Here is a 19490-nt window from a genome sequence, read left to right as displayed (position 1 = left end):
CTCTTTCGGAGGACGAGGGGAAAGCTTGATTATTCTGATATACGGACAAGAGGAGCGTGTCGTTATCGGTTCGTCCGGAAAGTTATCAGCATGTACATTTTTACGAAAAAACCGACGGTAGCCGCGCCTACGCGGTCGATGGCGAGCCCGCCGCCGTATCCGCCTGCAACTTTCTCGCGACCGGTCTGTGGATACTCATCCGTCGCCTCAAAATCGGCTGATTGGTTTATCAGAAGAATTTTATGACGTTTGGAGGCAGGTGAGCTGGATGTCGGACGGTGTGTGGAAGTCTGGGCGCGGCTTCGGCCAACGCACGGACTCGTCCGACCATCAGGCGCATGAGCGCCGCCGCTGGCCGCGCACTCTCCGTCAGGCACCGCCCCATGCACCGGCTCCGCCTGTTCTCGACCCGTTGCACTTTTCCACCCGCGCACTCGAGCAGGCGCACCAGTTTGATGCCTGGCAAGCCTACGTCGCCTCACTGGTGGATATCCGCTTGCCCGAGGGCACGAGCATCGACGGCGGCTTTCCTGCCGATCACACGGCCTGGCACCTGGGCGAGATCCTCTTCGTCCAGCAGCGTACGCCCGCTCACAGCTATGTCCGTTCGTCCGCCAGGCTACGCGCCAGCCCCGTCGATCACTGGTATCTGAGCATCCCGCGCAGCGGGCATAGCTGGACGGAAGTGAACGGAGAGGTGGCGGAGGGCGCGCCGGGTCAGGTCGAGTTCAGATCGCTCGGCCAGCCTTTCAGCGGGCGCGCGCTCGATTGCGAAACGGTACTCATCTATATGCCGCGCGACCTGTTCGCCGACAAGCCGGCCGTGCTGGACGGAGCGAACAACTCGATCCTGTCGGGCAATCTGGCGACCCTTTTGACCGACTATGTCGGCAGCGTCGAGGCCACGCTGGACAGCCTCTCGGCGCAGGACCTGCCACGGGTCGTGCAAACGGTGAGGGATATGGTGGTGGCCTGCCTTTCCGCGGTTGCCGGCCAGCAACCGGCTTCGGAGAATCAGGCCAATCCCGGTCTGATGGAGCGCGCACGCCGCCATATCCACCGCAACCTTCACTCACCGGATCTGACGCCCGATGCGCTGTCCCGGGCCCTGGGCATCTCGCGTACCCGTCTTTACCAACTGTTCGAGCCCAGCGGCGGTGTCCTTCACTACATCCGTCGACGCCGGCTGATCGCCGCACACGCGGCGCTCAGCGATCCCGAGAACGATCAGCGCATCCTGGATATCGCGCAATCCGTCGGGTTTGAGTCGGCGGCGAATTTCAGCCGCGCCTTCAGCCATGAGTTCGGCTATAGCCCGCGCGAGGCGCGCAACGCCGTCGCGACATCGGCTCCCACGCAGGCCGAACCCGCCTCCGAACAGAAGGCAACGCGTTCGTTTGACGAGTGGCTCAGGACGCTTGCGCCCTGACAAGCGTCGGCGTGGCGTCGGCTTATTGCCGCTGCGCACGGAAGCGAATATAGAGAAAGCAGTTCGCATCCATCAGAAGAAGTCCACGGAGGTCCCATGTCGCAGGCGATAGCTTCTCGATCGCTCGTATCTCTTGCCTTGCCCCGCTCCGGGACGGCGCGCATCGCCGCACAAGCGCTCGCCGTCGTCGGCGGCACGCTGCTTTTGACACTGGCCGCCAAGACCAAGGTGGTGCTGGGACCGGTCGATCTTTCGCTCCAGAACCTGGCGATCCTGCTCATCGCCGCCTCCTTCGGCATGCGGCTCGGCGTGGCCACGCTCCTGCTCTATCTGGCCGAGGGCGCCATGGGCTTTCCCGTGTTTCAAAGCACGCCCGAAAAGGGGATTGGCCTGGCTTATATGGTTGGGCCGACGGGCGGCTACCTCGTCGGGTTCGTCGTCATGGCGGCGATGGTCGGCTATGCTGCCGATCGCGGCTGGGACCGCAATGTCCTGAAGCTCGGAGCGGTGATGTTTCTGGCGCAGGCAATGCTCCTGTTCCTCGGATTTGCCTGGCTTTCCGTACTGATCGGCGCCGACGGCGCATGGCAGTTCGGCGTGCTGCCCTTTATCTTGCCGGATCTCGTCAAGGCGGCGCTCGCGGCTTGTCTCGTGCCGGCGGGCTGGGCCGCCTTAAGGGGTCTGGGTCTAGGCCGGGCTTGACCGTCCACCGTGGAGAACGTGTGAGGGCCATGGGCGCGGCTTGCCCCATGGCCCTTTTCCTATGAAGGAGGGTGTTCGCCTTGACTGTGCTCGTGACGGGTGGAGCCGGATATATCGGCAGCCACATGGTCTGGGAGTTGCTTGACCGTGGCGAAGAGGTGGTGGTGATCGACCGGTTGTCCACCGGCTTCGACTGGGCGGTGCCGCAGGCGGCCGAACTCGTCGTGGGCGATGTCGGCGACCAGGCGCTGGTAGAGCGGACGATCGAGCGCCGCGGCGTCGATGCGATCATCCATTTCGCCGGGTCGATCGTGGTGCCCGAATCCGTCGCCGACCCACTCGGCTATTATCTCAACAACACGGTCAAGTCGCGCGCCCTCATCGAAAGCGCGGTGCGGTGCGGCGTGCCGCACTTCATCTTCTCCTCGACCGCCGCCGTCTACGGCACGCCGCGCAGCAATCCGGTGACGGAAGACGATCCGCTCGCGCCCGAGTCGCCCTACGGCACATCGAAGCTCATGACCGAAACCATGCTGCGCGACGTCGCCGCCGCCCACGACTTCGCCTATACGGCCCTGCGCTACTTCAACGTCGCGGGCGCCGACCCAGGGCAGCGCTCCGGTCAATCCACCCGCGGCGCCACGCACCTCATCAAGGTCGCCTGCGAGACGGCCGCCGGCAAGCGCCCGCATATGGAAGTCTTTGGCGACGATTATCCCACGCACGACGGCACCTGCGTGCGTGACTACATCCACGTCTCGGACCTGGTGAACGCGCATTATCTGGCGCTGCAGCGCCTGAGACAGGGCGGCGGCAGCCTGGTGGCCAATTGCGGCTACGGGCGAGGCTTCTCCGTGCTGGAGGTCATCGACACGGTCAAGCGCGTGGCAGGAACGGATTTCGCCGTGCGGAAGAGCGCGCGCCGGCCGGGCGATGCCGTCGAGATCGTCGCCAGTGCAGAGCGGTGTTTTACCGAGCTCGACTGGAAGCCGGCCCATGACGACCTCGAGGAGATCGTCACCCATGCGCTTGACTGGGAAAAGGTGCTTTCGCGGCGCAACCGGGTTTAGACAATTGCAGTGAGATTGGCTCCGGCTTTCCCGAAGCCGCTACGACCGCCTGAAGGTTTGCGCCAGGAGTGAAACATCGCGGCCGAGCGACCAGTTGCGCAGATACTCCGCATCGGTCTTTGCGCACAGCGCCGGATTCGACATGTCGATGCCGCGCACCTGCGACAGACCCGTCATGCCTGGCGCCACGGCGAGCACCCCCTGATGCAGCCGATGGCGGATCAATTCCTCCTGTTCGGGAAGGCAGGGGCGCGGCCCGACAAGCGACATGTCCCCCCGCAAGACATTCCACAACTGCGGAAGTTCGTCGAGCTTCGTCCGCCGCAGAAAACGCCCGACCGGCGTCACGGCGTTGGGCGCCATCTCGTGGGTCGGCACGGATGGTGTGTCCACATGCATTGTCCTGAGCTTGTAACATCGGAAGGGGATGCCATGGCGGCCGACCCGTGTCTGCGCGTAGACGACCGGACCTTTCGACGACACGCGGATAACCGCCGCCATCAGGACCAACACTGGCAGGGACAGCGCGGCAAACGGAACGGCCAGGACAAGATCGAAAATGCGTTTGGGACGATGAGGCCGATATTCCTGCCGTAAGGCGTCGGCTGCGGATTGCGCCACGGCTGCTCCTTTTCGTTAGGCCGAATGCCGAAGTTGCGTGGTCGTCTCGACGGCGTGCTGCGGCAAAGCCTGGTTCGCCCGCTCGCTGTCGTTTTCCTTCAATTGCTCGAAGAGTACGCGCCTAACCTCCGCCTCGTCGCCGCTCTCGATCGCGTCGCTGAGCTGCTTCAGCATGGCGGGCACGCCCCCGGCAGTGCCATCCTGCGGCTTGGCGCGCAGGATCTTGGGATGGCGCGTCGCCGTGACGCCGGAAGGATCGTAAAACAGCTCCTCGCACAGCTTTTCGGCCGGGCGCATACCAATGGTGACGATCTCGATGTCTCCGTCCGGATTGTCCGCGTCCCGCACGGTGAGGCCGGCAAGCATGATCATATCTTCCGCCAGGTCGCGAATCTTCACCGGCTCGCCCATGTCGAGCAGCAGGATGTCGCAACTGGTGGACAGCGCGCCCGCCTGAACGATCAGTTCCGCGGCCTCGCGCACGGACATGAAATAGCGCGTCATGCCTTCATGGGTCAGCGTCACCGGGCCGCCGGCGGCGATCTGCTCCTTGAAGAGCGGCACCACCGAGCCGCTGGAGCCGATCACGTTTCCGAACCGCACGCAGGAGAAAACCCGTCTTTTGCCGTTCTTCCGTGCCGCCTGCATCCCGTAGTGGCGCACGATCAGTTCCGCCCAGCGCTTCGTTGCGCCCATCACGCTCTTCGGCCGCACCGCTTTGTCGGAAGAGATGAGGACGAAATTCTCGACAGTCGAGGCGCAGGCTTCCTTCACCACCGTGAGCGTGCCCATCACGTTGTTGCGCACGCCTTCGAGTTGGTTCTCCTCGACGAGGGAGACATGCTTGTAGGCGGCGCAATGGTAGACGGTCTCGACCTTGTGCTCGTCCAGGACGCGGCGAAGAAGGCGCGCATCGGTGATGGAGCCGAGGACAGCGACCAGCGGGAAGGCGCCGTAGCGGCGCAGTTCACGCTCGATCTGGTAGAGGCCCAGTTCGTTGAAATCCAGCAGGATGAGCTTGGCAGGATTGGCCTGGGCGACGGTGCGGCAAACCGCCGAGCCGATCGAGCCCGCCGCCCCGGTGATGAGAATCACGCGGCCTTCGACCGGCGCGCGCAGCAATGCCGGATCGGCGGGGACCGGCGACCGGCCCAGCAGGTCGTCGATGTCGATATCGCGGATATAGCTGACGAGATATTTGCCGGCGGCCAGATCGGCGATCGGCGGCAGGACCCGGATTTTGACCGGGAACTGCCCGAGGCTCGCCACAACCTCGCGCCGCTTGCGCGTGCTCGATGATGTCGTGGCGATGATGACTTCGTGAATTCCCATATTGGTGATGAGTTCTCCAATCCGCGCGGTCGGATAAATGCGGATTCCGAGAATATCCATGCCTTGCAGGCTGGGGTCGTCGCTGAGGAAGCCCAGGACCTGGCAATCGCCAGCGGCACGCAGCGCCTCGGCGAGTTGTGCCGCAGCGTCGCCGGCACCGAAGATCAGGACCCGCGTCTTCTCCTTCGGCCGCGGCAGGCCGCGCCGCAGCAGCCATTTGATTCCGAAGCGGCTCCCGGTCACGGCCACGATCCCGCCGATCCAGTAGAGCACGACGATCGTGCGGGGCACGCCCTCCGCGCCGTAGGAGAGGGTGAGAAAGACCATCGAGACCCAGATGAGCGTCGAGATTGTCACGGCCTGGACAATGGTCCAGATCGCCCGCTCGCGCAGATAACGCAGCACCGCGCGGTAGAGGCCCATATAGACGAAAACCGGAATGGCGATGGCCGGGCCCGCGAGAATCAGGAATATCTGTTCGCGGTTGGGGATGAAGAGCCGCTCGAAGCGAAAGCAATAGGCGAGCCAGATAATCATCGTCAGCCCGATGATATCGGCAGCAAGAAGCAGGGCCCGCTTCGTGCGGCGCGGGCGCGTGTGAATCCACTGATGGATCCCAACCAATGTCATGATCTATGACACCCCATCACGGATTACCGCACCCTCTCCTTCGTAATACATATCAATTCTGCCCGCGGCGGCAGGCAGAATTGAGGCATTCTCCTATCAGCATTCGCGGCAAAGGTCGAATAGCACGGGTATCACCAAACGCAAGCCACTGTAGCGTTTCGTGTATAGTGATCCTGTTTGCCGTGCATGGGCGTTGCGTCGCGGCGCCGGTCCCTCTATATGGGCGGGGTTCGACGGCGGCTCGGCCGTCCGGTCCGGTGTTGGGGCGTAGCCAAGCGGTAAGGCAACGGTTTTTGGTACCGTCATGCGCAGGTTCGAATCCTGCCGCCCCAGCCATTCAGTCGGTAAATCAGCCACGGCTTTTCCGGCGAGCCGGTATTCGAACACGTCCTGCTCTTCCGTTTCAGGTTTTCGACTATGGCGCTCCGTACGGGCTGTCCGCCTCGTCGGCGTTCATGCCTCGGCTCGCGGAGCGATCAGATCGGCGCCTGGCTGTACGGTCGGTTCGATGTCCTTCAGCGCGTCGAGCGGCCCTGTAAGCGCGGTCCGCGGCGCAATGAGTTTCGGGGCGACGAGATGGATGCGCGGCGCCGTCGGCGGTTCCTCCATCAGGCGGAAGGCCTCACTCAGCATGGCTTCTATGTCCTGGCGGATCATGATGACCGGGAAGGGCAGGAACGAGGCGAAAGGATCGTAGTCGTAGCAGCCGACCACGATTTCCGAGAACGTCTCGTGCGGATGATTGGCCATGAAGCGCAGGAAGCCTTCGAAGTTGATCGAGGAATTGACGAAGAGCGCGCGCGGCAGCTTGTCCTGCTTCTCATAGAATGCCTCGAACGCGATGCGCGTCTTCTCGGGGGAGTAGCCGGTCGGCTGGATGCACGCATCCGGGTCGCCGCCGAGCATCTCCCGCTTGACCGCGCGAAACCCGCGGATACGCTCGCGGCTGTTGTGGTCGTTCCGGCCTCCGAAAAGGAACACCTCTTCCGGGGCAAGCGGCGGCTTGTCGGCGGGAAACTGGTGGATGATGGCCTCGGTGAGCGCCCGCCCGCCGGCGTAGTTGTCGCTGATGACGGAAGAGGTCTTCGTGCCGGGAAGATCTATATTGATGTGCTTGACGCCGGCTTTTTCGCAAACCGCGTGCACCCCGTCGGGATCGGTGGCGCCGCAGATGAACAAGGCATCGATGGAATAGGAGATCAGCGTCTCGGCCTTCTCGCGCTCTTCCTCCGGGTCGCGGCTGGCGCTGGCGACGATCGGACACCGACCCTTTTCCCTGACCATTGCCTCGAAGGTCTGGGCCAGCGAGGAGAAATAGCGGTTGTCGTAGATCGGCAGCAGCAAACCCACGAGGCCGGAACGCGCATTGCGCAGGCCCTGGGCCTGGCGGTTCGCCGTGTATTGATGCTCTTCCGCGAGCCGGCGGATGAGGTCGGCCGTGCTTTCCTTGATCCGGCGCTTGCGCCAGGTACCGTTCAGCACCGCGCTGACGGTGGAGGGCGAACTGCCCGAAAGCACCGACAGGTCGTAGATCGTCGCCTTCTTCTTGCTGTCGTTCTTCATCCGAAACCCCCGGACATCTCTATAGGCATCCGCGCCTACCGCGAAAGCCTTTGCCTCTTGACGAAAGGCGATCTGTGGCTGATAGTCATTGCACCATCGATTGTGCAAAAAGGAAAGAACGATTTGCCGGTGGTGGCGCTGCTTGGTGGAAAAGCAGCTCTTAAGGGAGGCGGGAAGCTGATTCTTCGCCGTTATTGCGCCGGGCCCGCGCCTTTCGCCGGCCCTTGGTTCCCAGGAACCGATAGAGGAGGAGACACATGAAAAGTCTGTTAGCGGCTGCCTTCGCGGCCACCATTTCCGTGGCTGCAGCCTTCGGCGCCCACGCCCAGGAGACCCCGAAGGTGGGTGTGGTCGTCAAGATCGGCGGCATTCCGTGGTTCAATGCCATGGAGGCCGGCATCGAGGAGAGGGCGGAAGAACTCGGCGTCGACGCCTTCATGGTCGGTCCGACGAGTGCGGATCCGGCGCTGCAGGTGCGCGCCATCGAAGACCTGATCGCCCAGGGCGTGGACGTCATCGGGGTTGTGCCGAACGACGCCACGGTCCTGGAGCCGGTGCTGACCAAGGCGCAGGAGCAGGGCATCATCGTCATCACCCATGAATCGCCCGGGCAGAAGGGGGCGGACTGGAACTTCGAGCTCGCCTCCGCAGAAGGCTTCGGCGAGGCGCATGCCGAGCTTCTGGCCGAGAAGATGGGCGGCGAGGGCAAATATGCCGTCTTCGTCGGCTCGCTGACGGTGCCGCTCCACAATGCATGGGCGGATGCGGCGATCGCCTATCTCGAGGAAAACTTTCCGGACATGGAACTCGTCGGCGAACGCTACGGCGTCGCCGAGGACGTCGACGAGAGCCGTTCGACCGCGCTCGACCTGATGTCGGCCCATCCCGATTTGAAGGGTTTTCTCGCTTTCGGCAGCCAGGGGCCGATCGGTGCCGGCCGTGCCATCGAGGAGCGCCGTAAAGTGGGCGAAGTCTTCGTGCTCGGTCCCTTCTCGCCGGGACAGGGGCGCAAGCTCATCAAGTCCGACGCCATCTCCGGCGGCTTCATGTGGAATCCGAAGCAGGCCGGCGAGGTTTTCGTCACGCTCGCCGATATGCTCGTGAAGGGCGAGACGATCGAGGCCGGTGACGAGATCGAAGGCCTCGGCGTGGTCGAGCCGGAGGGCAACAACCTCATCGTCGACCAGCTGGTGACCATCAACAAGGGCACCGTCGACGAACTGGCCGATATGGGACTTTGAACCTCAGCGTTCCTCCCTTGTCGGGCCGGCTCCGGCCGGCCCGGCAGCCCCTTTCATCCGACCGCCCAAGGGTTGAAAAGGCATGGCGATGGCTTCTCCGTCGAGCGCGTCCGAAGCGCAACCACCCCTTCTATCGCTGGAAAGCGTCAATATGACTTTCGGCGGCGTGCGTGCGTTGCGCGACGTGTCCTTCGACGTCCGTCCCGGCGAGGTCCATTGCCTGGCCGGCGAGAACGGCTCGGGAAAGAGCACGCTGATCAAGGTGATCACCGGCGTCTACCGGCCCGCGGCCGGAGCGCGGATCGAATATGACGGAACAACCTACCATCACATGTCGCCGGTCACCGCGCAGGCCGCCGGAATCCAGGTGATCTGGCAGGATCTTGCCCTTTTCCCTGAAATGTCGGTCGCCGAAAACATCGCCTTTCAGACCGTCGTCGGCCGCTGGCCGCGCAAGGTGAGCCATTCGGCCATGCGCGAGACGGCGCAGCGCGTTCTGAAGCGCCTCGGCGTCAGCCTCGACGTCGATGTTCCTTTACGTGAATACTCTATTGCCCGCCGCCAGATCGTGGCGATCGCGCGCGCCCTGGTGGGCGAGGCGAAGATCGTCTTCATGGACGAGCCGACGGCCTCGCTGACCCAGTCCGAAACCGATCATCTCCTGGAAATCGTCCGCAATCTGTCGGCCTCGGGCATTGCCGTCGTCTTCGTCAGCCACCGCCTGGCCGAAGTGATCGAGATTTCCGACCGTATTACCGTCCTGCGTGACGGCAAGCTGGTGGGTGTCTATCCGGCCGAGGGGATGACCCAGTCTCGGATCACCGAGCTGATGACGGGCAAAACCTTCGACAACAATGTGCGCGCGCGCTCCCGCGAGGGCGCACCGGCGGTGCTGGAGGTGGAAGGACTGGCGCGCAAAGGCGAGTTCGAGGACGTCTCGCTGACGGTCAGGCAGGGCGAGACGCTCGGCATCACGGGTTTGCTCGGCTCCGGGCGCACCGAGCTGGCGCTGACGCTGTTCGGCATGCGCCGTCCCCATCGCGGGACGGTCCGCCTCGACGGCCGGCCCGTCCGTTTCGGCTCCAATCGGGAGGCGATCCGTGCCGGCGTCGCCTATCTTTCCGAGGACCGGCTCTCGCTCGGCCTCATTCAGCCGCAGTCGATAGCCGACAATCTGGTGATCGCCTCGATCGACAAGATTCTGTCGGGCGGACTCATCTCGGGCGAGAAGAAACACGATCTCGTCTCGAAATGGATCGTCGATCTCGGCGTCAAGATCGGCCATGAGGACGATCCGATCTCCACCCTTTCCGGCGGCAACCAGCAGCGTGTGGCGATCGCCAAGTGGCTCGCCACGGATCCGAAGCTTCTGATCCTCGACGCGCCGACGGTCGGCGTCGACGTCGGCGCCCGCGCCGGCATTTTCGACATCGTCGCGCATCTTGCCGAGACCGGGCTTGCCATCATCCTGATCTCCGACGAGGTGCCGGAAGTCTATTTCAACGCCGACCGCGTGCTGCACATGGCCGACGGACGGGTCGTCGGCGAGTACGACCCCCGGGACGCATCGCTTTCCGATATGGAGGCCGCCGTCTATGCGTAGGCTCCTCCAGACCCAGGCGACGGAAATGGCGCTGCTCGCCGTGATCGCGCTGATCTGCGTCTTTCTTTCCCTGGCCACGGACCGCTTTTTCACGCTGGTCAACGCCTTCGATCTCCTCAACATCAGTGCCGTCAACATCATCTTCGCGGTCGGTCTGCTGGTGGTGTTGATCGCCGGCGGGATCGACATCTCGTTCGCCGTGGCGGCCTCGGTCGTGCAATATGTCACGGCACTGATCCTGGCTCAGATCGGCGGGGGTGGCTGGATAAGCGGCCTACTGATCGCCGGCAGCGTCGGCGTGCTCCTGGGCGCCTTCAACGCCTTCCTGATTCACACGTTCCGCATCATCTCCATCGTCGTCACCATTGCCACCTTCAACATCTATTTCGGCCTCCTGATGTTCTTCACGCGCGGCGTGTCGATCTACGACCTGCCCGCCTGGTGGACCGACAGGGTCATTTTGTTCGAACGCGAGATGGCCGACGGAAGCTGGGCGGAAATCCGCCTGCCGGTGCTGGTCATGGTGCTGTGCGTCTTCGCCACATGGTTCCTGATCCGCCACACCTCGACCGGACGCCAGCTCTACGCGTTCGGCGACAATCCCGAAGGTGCGCGGCGCTTCGGCATCAACATCGGCGCCATGCAGTATATCGCCTTCGGCTGGGTGGGGCTGATGGCCGGCATCGGCGGGCTGATCCAGGCGCACTACGCACAGGAGGTGGTGCCCAACGCGCTTTACGGCCGCGAGCTCGAGGTGCTGGCCGCCGTGGTGCTCGGCGGGGCGCGGCTCGGCGGCGGACGAGGTTCGGTGCTGGGCTGCGTGCTCGGCGTGCTCCTGATCTCGATCATCGGAAACGGGCTGAACCTGATGGGCGTGTCGCCCTATGCGTTCCGGATGATCATCGGCGCCATCATCCTGGCCGCGATTACGCTGTCGAACTCCAGTATCGAAAAGCTGCTGCCCTTCATGCGCACCGAAGGTAGAAAGTCATGACGGGCCTTCTCGCGCGCGCCCGCCGGATCTTCGGCGGGGATATGGTCGGGCCGATCGTCGCCCTGATCGCGGTCATCGTGGTGTTCGGCACCGCCTCGCCGCGGTTTCTCTCTGCGGCGACCTTCGGATCGGTCGCCTTCCAGCTTCCTGAACTCGGCCTGCTTACCCTCGCCATGCTGCTGCCGATTCTGACCGGCGGGCTCAATCTCGCGGTCACCTTCACCGCCAATATCGCGGGGCTCGTCGCGGCCTGGGTGCTGCAGGCCAATGGCGGCGTCGACGCGGGACCTTTAGCCTTCATGCTCGGCGTCGCCCTGGCGCTCGGTGCGGGTGCGCTGAGCGGCACGGTGATGGGCCTCGTCATTGCCTACACGCGCGCGCATCCGATCCTCGTCTCCCTTTCGATGATGATCTTTTTGCGCGGGGTGGGTGAGTTCGCGACACGCGGCGGCGACACCTCGGGCTTTCCCGCCTTCGTGCGCCCGCTCGGCCATGGATCTGTGCTGGGCCTGCCCGTGCCGCTCCTGGTCTTCATCCTGTGCGTCGGGCTCTGGCATCTCCTCCTGTCGCGCACCAAGCTCGGCTTCAACACCTACATGGTCGGCTCGAACATCGAGGCCGCGCACTATTCCGGCGTCAACACCCGCAAGGTGCTCGTGCTGGTCTACACGCTGTCCGGCCTGATGTGCGCTGTCGCCGGCATCATCATGATGGCGCGCTTCAATTCGGTGCGTGTCGGGCACGGCGAGGCCTACCTGCTGATCACCGTGCTGGCCTGTTTCCTGGGCGGGGTGAATCCGTTCGGCGGCTTCGGCCGGGCCATCCCGGTTTTCGTCGCCCTCATCGTCCTTCAGCTTCTGTCGTCGGGGCTTAATCTCCTCGGTGCCAACCAGCATCTGGCCACGGCCGTGTGGGGAATGTTGCTGGTCCTCGTCATGGTCCTGCGCTGGTTTGCCGGACAGTTCGCAATCTTTGTGGCAAGAAAGGAATAGAGATGGAGGGATTTGGCGTTCACACCAGCATGTGGACCATGAACTGGGACCGCGCCGGCGCGGAGAAGGCGATCGCCGCCGCCGTCGAGTACAAGATGGACTTCATCGAAATCGCGCTCCTCAACGCGCCGGCCGTCGATGCCGCGCATACACGCGCCCTTCTCAAGAAGCACAACCTGCGCGCCGTCTCCTCGCTCGGCCTACCCGAGCCGGCGTGGGCCTCGCAGCGCCCCGAGGCGGCCATCGATTATCTGAAGGTGGCCATCGACAAGACGGCGGAGATGGGGGCAGAGGCCCTTTCCGGCGTCATCTTCGGCGGCATCGGCGAGCGGACCGGGGTGCCGCCCACCCAGGCCGAGTACGACAATATCGCCCGGGCGCTGACGGCCGCCGCCAAGCATGCCAAGACGCACGGCATTGAACTCGGCGTGGAAGCCGTCAACCGCTACGAGAACCACCTGATCAACACCGCGCGCCAGGCGGTCGAGATGATCGAGCGGGTGGGCGCCGACAACATCTTCGTCCATCTCGACACATACCATATGAACATCGAGGAAAAGGGCGCGGCCCTCGGTATTCTCGATGCGCGCGAGCACCTGAAATACATCCACCTGTCCGAGAGCGACCGCGGCACGCCGGGATACGGCAACGTGCCCTGGGACGAGATCTACGCCGCCCTCGCGGCGATCAGCTTCAAGGGCGGGCTCGCCATGGAGAGCTTCATCAACATGCCGCCGGAGGTCGCCTACGGGTTGGCCGTCTGGCGTCCGGTCGCCCGGGACGAGGCGGAGGTAATGGGCAACGGGCTGCCGTTCCTGCGCAACAAGGCAAGGCAGTACGGGCTGATCTGATCGGCCATGAACCGGCCGGGGAGGAGGATATGGCTGAGAAGCAGGAGAGCGGTACGGTCGCCGTGCTCGATATCGGCAAGACCAACATCAAGCTCAATGCCGTGACCGGCGATGGGGCCGTGCTCGAGACGCTCAGCGTCGAAAACCCGGTTCGCGACGGTCCGCCCTGGCGCCACCACGACCTGCAGGTCGTGCGCGGTTGGCTCCTCGAAGGGCTGGCACAGCTTGCCCGCCGCCATCCGCTCGAAGCCTTTGTCGCCTCCGGTCACGGGTCCGGCGGCGTGCTCGTCCTTGAGCATCCCGACATGGGCGATGGCACGGCGCTGCCGATGATCGACTATGAGCAGCCCCTGCCGGAGCCGGTCCGAGTGGCCTATGGCCCCTTGAGCGGCACGTTCTTCGACCGCGGCAGCGCGACGATGCACGGTGCCACCCATCAGGCGCGCCAGCTCTACTGGATGCAGCAGGCCGAACCTGAAGCCTTTGCGCGGGCGCGCTGGTTTCTCGGTGTGCCGCAATATTGGGCGTGGGTGCTGTCCGGCGTGGCCGTCTCGGAAACGAGCCTGCTCGGCGCGCAATCGCACCTGTGGAACGTGGCGGAGAAACGCTGGTCGCCGATCGTCGCCCGTCAGGGATGGGAGCACCTCCTGCCGCCCTTTGCAAAGGCCTGGGAGACGGTCGGCCCGGTGCGTCCGGAGCTCAGCAAACGTCACGGTCTGCCGCAGGGACTGCGGATCCTTGCCGGCGGGCACGACAGCAGCCTCAACTACTACCGCTACCAGGCCGCCGGGCTGACGGACGTCGCCGTCGTCTCGACCGGCACCTGGATCGTCGGGCTGTCCGGGTGCACGCCGCTCGCGAGGCTCGACGAGAACCGCGGCATGACCTGCAACAGTGACGTCTTCGGCAATCCGCTCGGCGGTGTCCTGACGATGGGCGGACGCGAGTTCGCGGTGATCGCCGGTGACGCGGCGGACGCGAATGTCGGGCGCGAGACCATCGCCCGTCTGGTCGGCCGGGGCACGATGGCGCTGCCCTCCTTCGGCCACGACGACGGCCTTTTCCCCGGCAGCGCCGGCGCGGGGCGCTTTACCGGCCCGCCGCCCGAGACACCGCAGGAGCGCAAGGCGCTCGGCGTCCTTTACTGCGCGCTGCTTACGGTCGAGTGCCTGGACGCGCTGGGCGAGAGTGCGCAGGTGCTGCTCGACGGCAGCTTTCTGCGCGAGCCGCTCTATCCCGCGCTCGTCGCCGCCTTCGCCCGCGAGCGGCGCGTCCGCTTCAATCTCGACGCCTATGGCGTCGCGTCCGGCGCGGCACTTCTGGCAAGTCACGAGACGCGGACAGAGCCGGCGCCGGTCGTACTCAGTGAACCGGAAGGGCCGGGCGCCTTCGCGAGCGAACTTTCTTCCTACGCATCCCGCTGGCGCAGGGCTGCGCGGGCCGTCAAACCGGATCAGACGAAAGGAGCCATGCATGGCCGAAACTGAGAAGGCGGCGCTGCGCCGCGAAATGGTGGACATTTGCCGCCGCATGAACGCGAGCGGCATCAACCAGGGCACCTCGGGCAATCTTTCCGCGCGCACCACGGACGGGTTCCTCATCACCCCATCCTCGATGCCCTATGAGACCATGACGCCGGATGACATCGTGGAGATGGGCTTCGACGGCACCTATGTCGGCCATCGCCCGTCTTCGGAATGGCGGTTCCACCGGGATATCCTGCGCGCCCGCACCGACATCAACGCCGTGCTGCATTGCCACTCGATCTATGCCACCACGCTCGCCTGCCACCACAGGACGATCCCGAGTTTTCACTATATGACCGGGGTCGCCGGCGGCACGACGATCCGCTGCGCCGAATACGCGACCTTCGGCACGCAGGCGCTGTCGGACAACGCGCTGGCCGCACTCGAGGGCCGGCTGGCCTGCCTGCTCGGCCAGCACGGCCAGATTTCGCTCGGCAAGACGCTCGATACCGCACTGTGGCTGGCCATCGAGGTCGAGACGTTGTCACGCGTCTATGTGCAGGCGCTGACACTCGGCGAGCCGCCCATCCTGCCCGATGACGAGATGGAGCGCGTGCTCGAGCAGATGCGCAGGATGAGCTACGGCCAAGCGCCGGACGCCGAAGGCATCAACGACATCGCGCGGCCGCGTGAAGCCGTGAAGGGCGGCTGACTCCGGACCGCTAGGCCTTGAGATAGGGGAAGCTCGTCATCCCGGAAGCCCGAAGGGCTGTCCGGGATCCATTCCGTGATTTGTCCGTGTTCCGGAATGGATCCCGGCTCGCGGTCGCTTGCGCTCCCTTGGCCGGGATGACGCGTTGTTGTGGTCCGCCGCAGGCGCACGGCGCAGGGCGCAATGCGCCGTCAGTCCACCGTCAGCACGATCTTGCCGATATTGGCATTCGATTCCATCAACGCGTGCGCCTTGGCGGCCTCGCGCAGCGGGAAGTGGGCGTGGACCAGCGGTTTGCACTTGCCGTCCGCGATGAGCGGCCAGACCTTCTCTTCCAGCTTTGCGGCGATCTCGGCCTTTGCTTCGAGTGACTGGGCACGTAGCGTCGAGCCCGTGTGGGTGAGCCGCTTCATCATCAAGCGCATGTAATCCACCTCGACGCGAGATCCCTGCAGGAAGGCGATATTGACGATGCGCCCGTCGATTGCAGCGGCCTGGTAGTTCTTTTCGATGTAGGGGCCGCCGACCATGTCGAGGATCACATTGGCGCCACGCTTGCCGGTCTCCTCCTTGACCACGGCAACCCAGTCCTGCTCACGGTAATTGATCGCGAGATCCGCGCCGAGTTCACGGCAAGCCGCGCATTTCTCGTCGGAACCGGCGGTAACGAACACACGCGCGCCGAAAGCCTTGGCCAGCATGATCGCCGTCGTGCCGATGCCGGAGGCGCCGCCATGCACGAGCAGGATCTCCCCTTCGCTCAGCCGGCCGCGCTCGAAGACATTGTGCCAGACGGTGAAGAAGGTTTCCGGCACCGCCGCTGCCTCGACGGTGGACAGTCCGGCGGGCAGGGGCAGGGCGTTGCGCGCGTCGACCAGCGCATACTCGGCATAGCCGCCGCCCGGCGTCAGCGCGCAGACGGCATCGCCCGCCTTCCAGCGTTCGACCGCGTTGCCGACCGCCGCCACCTCTCCGGCCACCTCGAGGCCCGGCAGGTCGGACGCCCCCTTGGGCGGCGGATAGGCGCCGGCCCGCTGCAGGGCGTCGGGGCGGTTGACGCCGGCCGCCGCCACGCGAATGAGGATTTCATTGTCCCCCGGCGTGGGGACCGGCCTCGTCTCGGGTTTAAGGACCTCCGGCCCGCCGGGCTCGGAGATTGCAATGGCGGTCATCGTGTCAGGCAGGCCGGTCATGACCAACTCCGGTGTTGGGAACGCAAATCAACGGTTTTCGGGCCGCAGCGGCCGGCCCGGCGCCGTTCGCTTTCGGGATCAGTCGAAGATCCCGTTGCTGTGCTTCTCTACGTAGGAGGCGAGACCCAGCGTATGGTCGCGGCAGAGCTTCTCCGCCTTTTCGGTGTCCCGCTTCTCCAGCGCGTCGATGATGGCCAGGTGGTCCTCGATGGACTGGGTGGCGCGGTCGCCGCGGCCGATGGTGATTTTGCGGATGCCGCGAACGTGGAGCAGGATGTTCTCCGTCGTCTCCCGCAGGACCTTCGAGCCGGTCATCTTGATCAGGGTCTGGTGAAACTGGATGTTGGCTTCGGAATATTCGCCCAGATAATCGGCCGGCTTGTGCCCCTCGTGAAAGCGATCGAAGATCTGACGGAGCTGGGCGATGTTCTTGTCGCTGGCGTTCTCGCAGATCAGTCGGGCGGCCATGCTTTCCAGCGCCGCCCAGACCTGGATCATCTCGATCACTTCACGTTTCGTCTTGCGCAGGACCATGATGCCGCGGCGCGGGATTGACTTGACGAAACCTTGCTGCTCCAACATGGCGATGGCTTCGCGGATCGGCGTGCGGCTCACCCCCAGACGCTCGGCGAGCTGGCGTTCGTCCAGCCACGTGTCACCGGCTGTGCCGTAGATCTCCATATTGACGATGGCCGATTTTAGCGCTGCATAGATGCGCGTCTTGAAGTTCGGCTCGGCGGCGAAAGGCTCCAGCGTGAGTTCCGGAGTGGCTTCGTTGGCGAGCGGCCAGCGCGTCTGGGTCTTGCTCACGTCGAGGTTCCTTGCTGAGATTGGAATGCTTTATGCCATATATGGATTCTGTTTCGCAAGTCGATACAAGAGTTTAACATCCAGCTTTCTCACCGCAACCCGCCGACGCCAGGCCGGCGGGGTGGGGCGGATGGTGGCGGGGCGGATCAGCCGACGGCGGATAGCCGCCCCTCGGTCGTCTCGCCATTCAGCAACTCCGCAAGGGTCGTCCCAAGCCGCGCCGGGGTCGGCGAGATGCGGATTCCGGCCGCTTCCATGGCGGCGATCTTATCTTCCGCGCCGCCCTTTCCGCCCGAGATGATGGCGCCGGCATGGCCCATGCGCCGCCCCGGAGGCGCGGTGCGCCCGGCGATGAAGCCGACGGTCGGCTTGGAGCGACCGCGCTTGGCCTCGTCCTTCAAAAACTGTGCGGCGTCCTCTTCGGCGGAGCCGCCGATCTCACCGATCATGACGATCGATTCGGTCGCCGGGTCGGCGAGGAAGAGTTCCAGGACGTCGATGAACTCGGTGCCCTTGATGGGATCACCGCCGATGCCCACCGCGGTGGTCTGGCCGAAACCCTGCTGCGAGGTCTGATAGACCGCCTCGTAGGTGAGGGTGCCGGAGCGGGAAACGATGCCGACCGATCCCTTCTTGAAGATGGAGCCGGGCATGATGCCGATCTTGCATTCGCCGGCGGTGATGAGACCCGGGCAGTTCGGACCGACGAGCCGCGACTTGGAGCCCTCGAGCGACCGCTTGACACGCTGCATGTCGAGAACGGGGATGCCTTCCGTAATGCAGACGATCAGCGGGATCTCGGCCTGGATCGCCTCGCAGATCGCATCCGCCGCGCCGAAGGGCGGAACATAGATGACCGTGGCGTCCGCGCCCGTGGCATCGCGTGCTTCCACCACCGTGTCGAAGACGGGCAGGTCGAGATGGCGCATGCCGCCCTTGCCGGGGGCCACGCCGCCGACCATCTTCGTGCCGTACTTGATGGCCTGCTCGCTGTGGAAAGTACCGGTCTTGCCGGTAAAACCCTGGCAGATGACCCGGGTGTCTTTGTCGATCAGGATGGACATCAGTTCGAACCTCCCACAGCGTTGACGATCTTCTGGGCCGCGTCGTCAAGATCGTCGGCCGGAATGACGTTGAGACCGCTTTCGGCAAGGATCTTCTTGCCGGTCTCGACATTGGTTCCTTCCAGGCGGACGACCAGCGGCACTTCCAGACCGACTTCCTTGACCGCGGTCACGACTCCCTCGGCGATGACGTCGCAGCGCATGATGCCGCCGAAGATGTTGACCAGGATACCCTTCACGTTCGGGTCGGCGGTGATGATCTTGAAGGCCGCGGCCACCTTTTCGGCAGTCGCGCCGCCGCCCACGTCCAGGAAGTTCGCCGGCTCGGCGCCGTAGTATTTGATGATGTCCATGGTCGCCATGGCGAGGCCGGCGCCGTTGACCATGCAGCCGATGTTGCCGTCGAGCGCGATGTAGGAGAGGTCGTATTTGGAGGCCTCGATCTCCTTGTCGTCCTCTTCCGTTTCGTCGCGCAGGCCGGCGACGTCGGGGTGCCGCCCCAGGGCGTTGGAATCGAAGCCCACCTTCGCGTCGAGACAGCGCAGCTGCCCCTCCTTGGAAACGATCAGCGGATTGATCTCCAGCATTTCCATGTCTTTGGCGGTAAAGGCCGCGTAAAGCCCCTCGACCAGCGCCTGCGCCTGCTTGGCGAGATCACCCTCCAGTCCCAAAGCCTTGGCTACGGCGCGGCCGTGATGCGGCATGACGCCCGTTGCCGGATCCACCGTGAAGGTGAGGATCTTTTCCGGGGTTTCGTGGGCGACCGTCTCGATGTCCATGCCGCCCTCGGTCGACACGACGAAAGCGATTCGGCTCGATTCCCGGTCGACGAGGAGGGAAAGGTAGAACTCCTTGTCGATGTTCGAGCCTTCCTCGACATAGAGCCGGTTGACCCGCTTGCCGGAGGGGCCGGTCTGCAGCGTCACCAGCGTGTTGCCCAGCATCTCGCCGGCATGCTGGCGCACCTCCTCCGGCGATTTGGCAAGCCGCACGCCGCCCTTGGCATCGTTGCCGAGCTCTTTGAAGGTGCCTTTGCCACGGCCACCGGCGTGGATCTGCGCCTTGACGACGTAGACGGGGCCGGGAAGTTCGGCGGCCTTCTTGTCGGCCTCCTCCGCGTCGAAAGCCGGATGGCCCTGCGGCACCGGCACGCCGAAGGACCGAAGCAGGTCCTTGGCCTGGTATTCATGAATGTGCATCGAGGTCTCTTCCCCTCA

The 19490-nt window shown here is 64.5% G+C and carries 17 protein-coding genes and 1 tRNA gene; 11 read left to right on the top strand and 7 right to left on the bottom strand.

Features of this window, described 5'->3' with window-relative positions:
- Positions 1 to 268 precede the first annotated feature (268 nt).
- The 3 genes from SIN08_RS16235 (at position 269) to galE (ending at position 3201) form a co-directional block, all read left to right on the top strand.
- Positions 269 to 1429 (top strand): AraC family transcriptional regulator, encoded by a 1161-nt coding sequence (locus SIN08_RS16235; RefSeq protein ID WP_322452642.1) that lies wholly within the window; start codon positions 269 to 271, stop codon positions 1427 to 1429.
- A gap of 96 nt (positions 1430 to 1525) precedes the next feature.
- Positions 1526 to 2131, top strand: a complete 606-nt coding sequence (locus SIN08_RS16230) for a biotin transporter BioY (protein ID WP_322452641.1) — start codon at positions 1526 to 1528, stop codon at positions 2129 to 2131.
- A gap of 80 nt (positions 2132 to 2211) precedes the next feature.
- Complete coding sequence (gene galE, locus SIN08_RS16225) at positions 2212 to 3201, top strand: UDP-glucose 4-epimerase GalE (RefSeq protein ID WP_322452640.1); 990 nt, start codon at positions 2212 to 2214, stop codon at positions 3199 to 3201.
- Positions 3202 to 3240: 39 nt separating this feature from the next.
- Here the strand turns inward: galE and SIN08_RS16220 are convergent, their stop codons facing one another.
- Both SIN08_RS16220 and SIN08_RS16215 read right to left on the bottom strand, forming a co-directional pair.
- A complete protein-coding gene (locus SIN08_RS16220; protein ID WP_322452639.1) occupies positions 3241 to 3822 on the bottom strand; it encodes a sugar transferase in 582 nt (193 codons plus the stop codon).
- 15 nt (positions 3823 to 3837) lie between these two features.
- Positions 3838 to 5784 carry a nucleoside-diphosphate sugar epimerase/dehydratase gene (locus SIN08_RS16215; RefSeq protein ID WP_322452638.1) on the bottom strand — a complete coding sequence of 649 codons (1947 nt, stop codon included), beginning with the start codon at positions 5782 to 5784 and terminating at the stop codon, positions 3838 to 3840.
- 261 nt (positions 5785 to 6045) lie between these two features.
- Here SIN08_RS16215 and SIN08_RS16210 point away from each other — a divergent pair.
- Positions 6046 to 6120: transfer RNA gene (locus SIN08_RS16210), tRNA-Gln, on the top strand.
- Between the two features lie 117 nt (positions 6121 to 6237).
- Here the strand turns inward: SIN08_RS16210 and SIN08_RS16205 are convergent.
- A complete protein-coding gene (locus tag SIN08_RS16205) occupies positions 6238 to 7347 on the bottom strand; it encodes a LacI family DNA-binding transcriptional regulator (RefSeq protein ID WP_322452637.1) in 1110 nt (369 codons plus the stop codon).
- 257 nt (positions 7348 to 7604) lie between these two features.
- Here SIN08_RS16205 and SIN08_RS16200 point away from each other — a divergent pair, with 257 nt between their 5' ends.
- The 7 genes from SIN08_RS16200 to SIN08_RS16170 all read left to right on the top strand — a co-directional run bounded on the left by SIN08_RS16200 (position 7605) and on the right by SIN08_RS16170 (position 15206).
- On the top strand, positions 7605 to 8588 hold the full coding sequence (locus SIN08_RS16200; protein WP_322452636.1) for an autoinducer 2 ABC transporter substrate-binding protein: 984 nt from the start codon (positions 7605 to 7607) through the stop codon (positions 8586 to 8588).
- 82 nt (positions 8589 to 8670) lie between these two features.
- The gene (locus tag SIN08_RS16195) at positions 8671 to 10191 is read left to right on the top strand and encodes a sugar ABC transporter ATP-binding protein (protein ID WP_322452635.1); all 1521 of its coding nucleotides are present in this window, start codon (positions 8671 to 8673) and stop codon (positions 10189 to 10191) included.
- Positions 10184 to 11185, top strand: a complete 1002-nt coding sequence (locus tag SIN08_RS16190) for an ABC transporter permease (protein WP_322452634.1) — start codon at positions 10184 to 10186, stop codon at positions 11183 to 11185. Before SIN08_RS16195 ends, SIN08_RS16190 begins: the two co-directional genes overlap by 8 nt.
- Entirely contained in the window at positions 11182 to 12177 is a 996-nt protein-coding gene (locus tag SIN08_RS16185) for an ABC transporter permease (RefSeq protein ID WP_322452633.1), read from the top strand. The genes SIN08_RS16190 and SIN08_RS16185 overlap by 4 nt, the downstream gene beginning before the upstream one ends.
- A 2-nt stretch (positions 12178 to 12179) precedes the next feature.
- On the top strand, positions 12180 to 13028 hold the full coding sequence (locus SIN08_RS16180; RefSeq protein ID WP_322452632.1) for a sugar phosphate isomerase/epimerase family protein: 849 nt from the start codon (positions 12180 to 12182) through the stop codon (positions 13026 to 13028).
- Between the two features lie 29 nt (positions 13029 to 13057).
- Entirely contained in the window at positions 13058 to 14515 is a 1458-nt protein-coding gene (locus SIN08_RS16175) for an FGGY-family carbohydrate kinase (protein ID WP_322452631.1), read from the top strand.
- A complete protein-coding gene (locus SIN08_RS16170; protein WP_322452630.1) occupies positions 14502 to 15206 on the top strand; it encodes a class II aldolase/adducin family protein in 705 nt (234 codons plus the stop codon). Before SIN08_RS16175 ends, SIN08_RS16170 begins: the two co-directional genes overlap by 14 nt.
- A 191-nt stretch (positions 15207 to 15397) precedes the next feature.
- On the opposite strand, the gene SIN08_RS16165 is transcribed toward SIN08_RS16170, so the two are convergent.
- The 4 genes from SIN08_RS16165 to sucC form a co-directional block, all read right to left on the bottom strand.
- A complete protein-coding gene (locus SIN08_RS16165; protein WP_322452629.1) occupies positions 15398 to 16399 on the bottom strand; it encodes an NAD(P)H-quinone oxidoreductase in 1002 nt (333 codons plus the stop codon).
- 78 nt (positions 16400 to 16477) lie between these two features.
- Entirely contained in the window at positions 16478 to 17209 is a 732-nt protein-coding gene (locus SIN08_RS16160) for a GntR family transcriptional regulator (protein WP_322452628.1), read from the bottom strand.
- 146 nt (positions 17210 to 17355) lie between these two features.
- Positions 17356 to 18273 (bottom strand): succinate--CoA ligase subunit alpha, encoded by a 918-nt coding sequence (sucD, locus tag SIN08_RS16155; RefSeq protein WP_322452627.1) that lies wholly within the window; start codon positions 18271 to 18273, stop codon positions 17356 to 17358.
- Positions 18273 to 19472, bottom strand: a complete 1200-nt coding sequence (gene sucC, locus SIN08_RS16150) for an ADP-forming succinate--CoA ligase subunit beta (RefSeq protein WP_322452626.1) — start codon at positions 19470 to 19472, stop codon at positions 18273 to 18275. Before sucC ends, sucD begins: the two co-directional genes overlap by 1 nt.
- Positions 19473 to 19490 lie beyond the last annotated feature (18 nt).

Source organism: Chelativorans sp. M5D2P16, assembly GCF_034427935.1.
GTDB lineage: Bacteria > Pseudomonadota > Alphaproteobacteria > Rhizobiales > Rhizobiaceae > Chelativorans.
This window is presented reverse-complemented; position numbering and strand designations above follow the sequence as displayed.

Bases quoted from the DNA above. Each gene is read 5' to 3' on its own strand.
- SIN08_RS16235 (WP_322452642.1), top strand. From the start codon at position 269: ATGTCGGACGGTGTGTGGAAGTCTGGGCGCGGCTTCGGCCAACGCACG.
- SIN08_RS16230 (WP_322452641.1), top strand. From the start codon at position 1,526: ATGTCGCAGGCGATAGCTTCTCGATCGCTCGTATCTCTTGCCTTGCCC.
- SIN08_RS16215 (WP_322452638.1), bottom strand. From the start codon at position 5,784: ATGACATTGGTTGGGATCCATCAGTGGATTCACACGCGCCCGCGCCGC.
- SIN08_RS16205 (WP_322452637.1), bottom strand. From the start codon at position 7,347: ATGAAGAACGACAGCAAGAAGAAGGCGACGATCTACGACCTGTCGGTG.
- SIN08_RS16200 (WP_322452636.1), top strand. From the start codon at position 7,605: ATGAAAAGTCTGTTAGCGGCTGCCTTCGCGGCCACCATTTCCGTGGCT.
- SIN08_RS16195 (WP_322452635.1), top strand. From the start codon at position 8,671: ATGGCGATGGCTTCTCCGTCGAGCGCGTCCGAAGCGCAACCACCCCTT.
- SIN08_RS16190 (WP_322452634.1), top strand. From the start codon at position 10,184: ATGCGTAGGCTCCTCCAGACCCAGGCGACGGAAATGGCGCTGCTCGCC.
- SIN08_RS16185 (WP_322452633.1), top strand. From the start codon at position 11,182: ATGACGGGCCTTCTCGCGCGCGCCCGCCGGATCTTCGGCGGGGATATG.
- SIN08_RS16180 (WP_322452632.1), top strand. From the start codon at position 12,180: ATGGAGGGATTTGGCGTTCACACCAGCATGTGGACCATGAACTGGGAC.
- SIN08_RS16175 (WP_322452631.1), top strand. From the start codon at position 13,058: ATGGCTGAGAAGCAGGAGAGCGGTACGGTCGCCGTGCTCGATATCGGC.
- SIN08_RS16170 (WP_322452630.1), top strand. From the start codon at position 14,502: ATGGCCGAAACTGAGAAGGCGGCGCTGCGCCGCGAAATGGTGGACATT.
- SIN08_RS16165 (WP_322452629.1), bottom strand. From the start codon at position 16,399: ATGACCGGCCTGCCTGACACGATGACCGCCATTGCAATCTCCGAGCCC.
- sucD (WP_322452627.1), bottom strand. From the start codon at position 18,273: ATGTCCATCCTGATCGACAAAGACACCCGGGTCATCTGCCAGGGTTTT.
- sucC (WP_322452626.1), bottom strand. From the start codon at position 19,472: ATGCACATTCATGAATACCAGGCCAAGGACCTGCTTCGGTCCTTCGGC.